This window comes from Chthoniobacter sp. (assembly GCF_040003245.1).
GTDB lineage: Bacteria > Verrucomicrobiota > Verrucomicrobiia > Chthoniobacterales > Chthoniobacteraceae > Chthoniobacter.
Map to the genome: position 1 here is coordinate 1 of NZ_JBDUCX010000315.1, position 7,016 is coordinate 7,016.

Annotated in this window: 6 protein-coding genes and 1 pseudogene; 3 read left to right on the forward strand and 4 right to left on the reverse strand. The window is 63.5% G+C overall.

Annotated elements, in window-relative coordinates; translation table 11 throughout:
• Positions 1-64: 64 nt before the first annotated feature.
• Together gcvP and ABJF10_RS28065 are read left to right on the forward strand one after the other, a co-directional pair.
• On the forward strand, positions 65-2,941 hold the full coding sequence (gene gcvP / locus ABJF10_RS28060) for an aminomethyl-transferring glycine dehydrogenase (RefSeq protein WP_348547928.1): 2,877 nt from the start codon (positions 65-67) through the stop codon (positions 2,939-2,941).
• Positions 2,942-3,022: 81 nt separating this feature from the next.
• On the forward strand, positions 3,023-3,817 hold the full coding sequence (locus ABJF10_RS28065; RefSeq protein WP_348547929.1) for a hypothetical protein: 795 nt from the start codon (positions 3,023-3,025) through the stop codon (positions 3,815-3,817).
• Here ABJF10_RS28065 and ABJF10_RS28070 read toward each other — a convergent pair.
• Positions 3,801-4,166 carry a DUF423 domain-containing protein gene (locus ABJF10_RS28070; protein WP_348547930.1) on the reverse strand — a complete coding sequence of 122 codons (366 nt, stop codon included), beginning with the start codon at positions 4,164-4,166 and terminating at the stop codon, positions 3,801-3,803. The genes ABJF10_RS28065 and ABJF10_RS28070 overlap by 17 nt on opposite strands.
• 69 nt (positions 4,167-4,235) lie before the next feature.
• Between ABJF10_RS28070 and ABJF10_RS28075 the strand changes: the two genes are divergently transcribed.
• Positions 4,236-4,703, forward strand: a complete 468-nt coding sequence (locus tag ABJF10_RS28075) for an 8-oxo-dGTP diphosphatase (RefSeq protein ID WP_348547933.1) — start codon at positions 4,236-4,238, stop codon at positions 4,701-4,703.
• 4 nt (positions 4,704-4,707) lie between these two features.
• Here the strand turns inward: ABJF10_RS28075 and ABJF10_RS28080 are convergent, their stop codons facing one another.
• From ABJF10_RS28080 to ABJF10_RS28090, 3 genes and pseudogenes are all read right to left on the reverse strand, one after another.
• On the reverse strand, positions 4,708-5,394 hold the full coding sequence (locus tag ABJF10_RS28080) for a tetratricopeptide repeat protein (RefSeq protein WP_348547931.1): 687 nt from the start codon (positions 5,392-5,394) through the stop codon (positions 4,708-4,710).
• 106 nt (positions 5,395-5,500) lie between these two features.
• On the reverse strand, positions 5,501-6,817 hold the full coding sequence (sufD, locus tag ABJF10_RS28085; protein ID WP_348547932.1) for a Fe-S cluster assembly protein SufD: 1,317 nt from the start codon (positions 6,815-6,817) through the stop codon (positions 5,501-5,503).
• Positions 6,818-6,853: 36 nt separating this feature from the next.
• Positions 6,854-7,016 (reverse strand): annotated as a pseudogene (locus ABJF10_RS28090) (Fe-S cluster assembly protein SufB); the annotation flags it as partial.

Consider the following 7,016-nt stretch of genomic DNA (forward strand, 5'->3'; position numbering starts at 1 on the left):
GATAAGACTCCCTTATGACGGGGATTCCCCTTGCTTCGACCGCCGCGATTCCTAGCCTCACCCGATGCACGATACGCTCTCGACTTCGCCGGCCACCGCTACGCGGGGCGGCTCTCCACTCGCTCCTTGCGATACCTTCCCGCGCCGGCACATCGGCTCGAGTGAAGCGGAGGTCGAAGCCCTGCTGGCCGCGCTGGGGCAGCCCACGATGGACGCCCTCATCGATGCGGCCGTGCCGTCGCAGATTCGTTCGAGCGGGCCGCTGCAATTGCCTGCCGGGGCAGGGGAGAATGAAGCGCTGGCGGAGTTGCGCGGGCTCGCGGCGAAGAACCGCGTTTGCAAAAATTACATCGGCCAGGGCTACAGCGGCACGATCGTCCCGCCGGTGATCCAGCGGAATATCCTCGAGAATCCGGGTTGGTACACAGCCTACACGCCGTATCAGGCGGAGATCTCGCAGGGGCGCATGGAAGCGCTCGTCAATTTCCAGCAGATGGTCATCGACCTCACCGGCCTCGACATCGCCAACGCTTCGCTGCTCGACGAATCCACCGCCGCCGCGGAAGCGATGCACATGGCCCACGCGCTGAGCAAAAGCGCTGAGGCGAACGCCATCTTCGTCAGCGAACGCTGCCACCCGCAAACCATCGCCGTGGTGCAGACGCGCGCCGAGCCGCTGGGGATCAAGGTGATCGTCGGCGATGAAGCGCAGTTCGATTTCGCGGAAAAAGTCTTCGCCGTGCTGCTGCAATATCCCGATACCGCCGGCGTGATTCTCGACTACGCGCCGTTCATCGAGCGCGCCCACGCGATTGGCGCGCTGGCCATCGTCGCGGCGGATATTCTGTCGCTCACGCTGCTGCGTCCGCCGGGAGAGTTTGGCGCGGACATCGCCGTCGGCTCGACCCAGCGTTTCGGCGTGCCGCTCGGCTTCGGCGGCCCGCACGCCGCCTACATGGCGACGCGCGATGCGCACAAACGCCTGCTTCCTGGCCGGCTCATCGGCGTGAGCAAGGATGTGCACGGCAAGCCGGCCTATCGCCTTTCGCTGCAAACACGCGAGCAGCACATCCGCCGCGACAAGGCGACGAGCAACATCTGCACAGCGCAGGTGCTCCTCGCGGTCATGGCGTCGATGTATGCCGTCTATCATGGCCCGGATGGGTTGAAGCGGATCGCCCGCCGCGTGCATGCGCTCGCCGAGACGCTCGCCGTCGGCCTGCGTCAACTCGGGTTTGAAGTGGCCGGGCCGTTCTTCGATACCTTGCGCGTCAGCCGCGGTAACCGCGAGGCGGACCTATTCATTTCGCTCGCCGCGGAGCGCGGCCTCAATCTGCGCAAGCTCGATGAGCACACCGTCGGGATCGCGGTCGATGAGACCACGTCGGCCGACGACATCGCGGATTTGCTGAATGTCTTCGATAACGGCGTGCCCTTCGCTTTCGATGTCGAAGCCGCTGCGCTCGCGGGCCCCTCGCCCATCGAAAATCGGTCGTCGAAATTTCTCACCCATCCCGTCTTCAACACCCACCACACCGAGCACGAGATGCTGCGCTACATCCGCCGGCTCGAGGCGAAGGATCTGTCGCTCACCACGTCGATGATCCCGCTCGGTTCTTGCACCATGAAGCTGAACGCGACCAGCGAGATGCTGCCGGTGACCTGGCCGGAATTCGGCGCGCTGCATCCCTTCGCGCCCGCCAGCCAGACCGCGGGCTATGCGGAACTCTTCCGAAAACTCGAAGCATGGCTCGCGGAGATCACCGGCTTTGCCGCCGTGCTGCTGGAGCCGAATGCCGGCTCGCAGGGCGAATACGCGGGCCTGCTGGCCATCCGCAAATACCACCAGTCGCGCGGCGAAGGACACCGCGACATCTGCCTCATCCCGGCGAGCGCGCACGGCACGAATCCCGCCAGCGCGGTCATGGCCGGCATGAAAGTCGTCGGCGTGCGCTGTCTCGACGACGGCGACATCGACCTCGCCGATCTCAAGGCCAAGGCCGATGAGCACAAGGACTCCCTAGCCGCGCTGATGATCACCTATCCCAGCACGCACGGCGTGTTCGAGGAAACGGTCGTCGAGATTTGCGAATCGATCCACGCGCACGGCGGCCAGGTCTACATGGACGGCGCCAATATGAATGCGCAGGTCGGCCTCACCTCGCCGGGCCGCATCGGCGCGGACGTGTGCCATCTCAATTTGCACAAGACCTTCTGCATCCCGCACGGCGGCGGTGGCCCCGGTGTGGGGCCCATCGGCGTGGCCGCGCACCTCGTGCCGTTTCTTCCCGCCGCCGAGCGCCGGGGTCCCGACACGAAGACCGGCGCGATCACCGCCGCGCCTTTCGGCAGCGCGAGCATTCTCACCATCTCGTGGATGTATATCCGCATGATGGGCGGCGAAGGCCTCACCGAGGCCACGAAGATTGCCATCCTGAACGCGAACTACATCGCGCATCGGCTCGACGCCTATTTCCCGGTGCTCTTCAAAGGCGCGAACGGACTGGTGGCGCACGAGTGCATCCTCGATCTCCGCGGCTTCCACAAGATCACCGCCGAGGATGTGGCCAAGCGCCTCATGGACTACGGTTTCCACGCGCCCACGCTGAGCTGGCCCGTCGTCGGCACGCTCATGGTCGAGCCCACGGAGAGCGAATCGAAGGACGAACTCGACCGTTTCTGCGCGGCCATGATCGCCATTCATGGCGAAATGTCCGCCGTCGAGACCGGCACTGCCGATCCCAAGGACAATGTCCTCAAGAACGCCCCGCACACCGCCCACTCGCTGATCGCCGCCGATTGGACGCATCCCTACACCCGCGAGCAGGCTGCCTACCCGGCGCCCTGGTTGCGCGAGCACAAATTCTGGCCGTCCATCGGTCGCATCGACAACGTCTGGGGCGACCGCAACCTTTTCTGCGCCTGCGTCCCGGTCTCGTAAGCCAGCTAAAGCTGCTTTTTTTGGAATTTCACAAAAGAAGGCGGGCACCGCTCACGAAAGCTGCTATTTATTCAGGAAGCCGTGAAATCGCTCGCTGTTCTTCCGCTTTTGTTCGCGATGCAAGTCCTCGCCGAGGACCCACGGGTGACCTCGCTCGTCCAGCAGGGCGATCTCGCGGAAAAACAAGGCAAGCCCCGCGCGGCCTTGACCAGCTTGCGCGCGGCGGAGGCCATCGAGCCGCGCAATGTCGGCGTGCTCCTGCGCATCTCCAAGCAGTACGGCGACCTGATCGATGTCACCAAGCCGGAGGACAATGCGAAGCGCATCGCCGGCCTCGCGCTCGACTATGGCAACCGCGCCCTGGAGGCGGACCCGAAGAACGCCAAGGCGCATCTCAATCTCGCGGTCAGCTACGGGCACATGACCGACTTCGTGGGCAACAAGACCAAGCTGGAGTATTCCAAGGTCATCCATGACGAGACGCTGAAATCCATCGAGCTCGACGCGACCGATGACTTTGCCTGGCATGTGCTCGGGCGCTGGGAAGCGGGCGTGGCCAATGTGAGCGGCGTGCTCAAGGCGTTGGCTTCGATCGTCTACGGCGGCATGCCCAAGGCGAGCAACGAAGAAGCCGTGCGCTGCTTCAAGAAGGCGCTGGAGATCGCTCCGCAGCGGCTCAAGCACCACGCCGAACTGGCCCACGTCTACAAGCAGATGGGCCGGAACGATCTCGCCTTGCAGGAGTGGCAAAACACGCTGGGCATTCGCGCCCAGGACAGCGACGACGAGAATTACCAGAAGGAAGCCAGGGCCGCACTGGAAGCGGCCGGCAAGGCGCGGGGCGGCGACGGCGCCAAGCTTACGACGCAGCGCTAGGGCGTCCGAACGCCAGCACCAGCCAGCCGGCGAGCAGGCAGAGCCCACCGATCGGCGTGATCGCACCCAGCCACCGCACATTCGTCGCCGCGAGGAGATAGAGACTGCCGCTGAAGATGGTGATGCCGGCCAGAAACAGGGCAAAAGGCAATCGCGCCACTTCCTTGCGCAGGGCCAGCACCAGAAGAACCACCGCGTGCACGAGATGGTAATGCGCCGCCGTTTCCCAAACGTGCCCCTGCCCATTCTCGAGAAAGGTCACTTTCAAGGCGTGAGCTCCGAAGGCTCCCATGGCGACAGCGAGAAATCCGGTGAGGGCGGCGATGCGGAGGGCGAGGGTGGAATTCATCTCGCGTAATCAACGCTGAAAACTCCAAAATCCGAAATCGAAAATCCGCAATCCGAAACTGAGGATGCCATCTGGCCTGGCTGGCAGCCGCGCGAGCGAGCCAATCTCTGCTTCATCGTGCAGGACCGCCGTGTGCTGCTCATTCGGAAAAAGCGCGGCCTCGGCGCCGGCAAGATCAACGGTCCCGGCGGCAAGATCGAACCGGGGGAGACCGCGCTGCAGTCGGCCATCCGTGAAGCGCAGGAAGAGATCGGCGTCACGCCGTCGGAGCTCGAGGAGCGCGGCGTGCTCCATTTTCAATTCACCGACGGCTACAGCCTGCATTGCACCGTCTTCCTCGCCCGCCGGTTCACCGGCGATCTCATCGAGACGGTCGAGGCCACGCCCATGTGGTTCGATTTCGACCAAATCCCCTACGCCGAAATGTGGGAGGACGACCAGCACTGGCTGCCCGAGGTGCTCGGTGGCCGCAAGTTCGCCGCGTGGTTCGAATTCGACGGCGACAAGATGCTCAGCAAGGAAGTGCGTTTCGCGTAGGGCGTTATGGTTGCGCCGCTTGTTCCTTGAGCAGGCGCTCCCATTGGAGCCGCGCGATATTCCACATATAGACGTGTTCCGGCCCGGGCATGATATCGACCGCCTTGCGCAGGAGCTCGATGGCCCGCGGCCGATGCCCCAGCAGCGCTTCCTGCAAGCCGGTGTAATAGTACCCGTCAAACGCCACGAGCGGATCCTTGGTCAGCCCCTTGCTGTCCATTTCCGCCAGCACTTCATCGGGCGTGCGCTTGCCGGCATACATCTCGTAAAGCGCCGGAAACGGTTCGCGGTCGAATTCCGTATAGGTCAGCATTTCCGCTCGTGCCTTGGCCACGCCATCGATCCTTTCCTGGGCGAGGAACTTCCAGATTCCATTCTCGCGATCATGGCCGTCGAAGGAGTGATACTTCTCAAACTGCTTCTGCGCTTTCGCATACTGCCCGGCGAAATAATAGGCAATCCCGAGGCGCCAATGTTGCGCATCCTGGGTGGGATCGAGCTCGATCATCTTCTGAAAATCGGCGATGGAGTCTGTGTAGTCGCCGAGGAACAAAAAGAGATCTCCGCGCTGCGAATGGAGCATCGGCGAATTCGGCGCCTTCTCCAGCTTGGTCTGGATTTCCTTCAGTTGGTTGCCGAAGCTGATGAGCAGGGGCCCGCGCCAGTCCGGCCAATCGGCGGCCGAAGCCATGCCGGATGCGGCACAAAAAAAGAAAATCAGCGCGATTCTGCGGAGGTTCTGGGGAAACATAGTAGGCACTTAATCGTTCGACAGCGTTCCGCCGAATTTGTTCGCCTTAAGGGCGGGCGGCAAATTTCGCCTGCACCCACTGCGCGAGTTTCGCGCCGATCGCCGGCTGGTCGAGCCGCTCCACGACTTCTTGCAGGAATCCGTGGACGATCAGCTTCTGCGCCGCGCGCTTTGAGATGCCGCGCGACATCAGATAGAACAGCTCTTCCTGCTCGATCTGGCCGCTGGTCGCACCGTGCGTGCAGCGCACGTCGTTGGCCTCGATTTCGAGACCGGGCGCGCTATTGGCCTCCGCTTCGTCGCTCAGCAGAAGATTGCGCACCTTTTGGTAGGCATCGGTCTGGTGCGCGCCGGGATCCACCCGGATCAGGCCGGAGAAGATGGTGCGCGCGCTGTCGTCCAGCGAGTTCTTGTAGAGCAGGTCGCTGGCGGTGTGCGGTGCCTCGTGGATTTGGAAGGTGCGCGCGTCGATTTCCTGCGCCTCGTCCGCCACGGTCAGGGCGAGCATGTCGCTCCGGCCGCCGGGACCGCGGAGATGGCTCACGCTCTCGCTGCGCAGATGGCGCGTGCCGAGCTGGGCGAAAAGCGTGCGGGCATGCGCGTCGCGGCCCACGACCGTCGCATTGATTTGAAAAGCCAGAGCCTTGCGGCTCCAGTTCTGCGCGCAGACATAGGTCACGCTGGCCCCGGCCCCGAGCCAGAGATCGTTGACCGCGCAAGCCAGGCCGGGCGCATTCCCGTCGGCGCTCTCGTAGTAATCCACGACCGTCACCTTGGCCCGCTCCTCGGCGATGATGAGGGTATGCGGAAAGCACGAACCGTTGTCGCCGTGCAGCCAGTGGAATGCTTCGATCGGCAGATCGATCTCCACACCGCGCGGGACGTAGAGCAGCATACCCGTGCGCACTTGCGAAGCATGCAGCGCGGCAAACTTCTGCCCGCCGAGGATCGCCTCTTCGCGCATGAAATACTGCTGCACCAAATCCGGATGCTCGACCAGCGCCTGCTCGAGCGGCAGCCAGACCACGCCGAGCTGGTTCAATTGCTCCGAGTAGGCTTCCCGCGAGAGCAGTTGGTCGTTGGCGAAGACCATGCGCCCGGCGCTCGACTCGATGCCGCGGCTGCGCGCCAGCAAATCCTCGCGCGTGGCGTCGTCGATCGGCTGCGGTAGCGTGTAGGCGCCGAGGTCCAGGTCCTTGACGTTGGCGAAGCGCCAGTGTTCGTCCGTGCGCGTCGGCCACGGGATCTTCGTGAATTGTTCCCAAGCGGGTTCCTGCCCGGGGGCGGCGGGGCCGGCGCTCAGGAGTCGGGCGGGCGCGGCGGGCGTTTCTGTCATGTCTTCTTCCAGCAAAGCGGTGCTCATGAATTCAGGCGGCGAAAGGATGCACAGCGCAGTCGATCAACCGACCGAGCCTTCCATTTCCAGGTCGATCAGGCGTTTGAGCTCGACGCTGTATTCCATGGGAAACTGGCGCACGAGATCGTTGACGAAACCGTTCACGCTCAGGCTCATCGCCTGCGCTTCGGTGAGGCCGCGCTGTTGCATGTAAAAAATCTGCTCG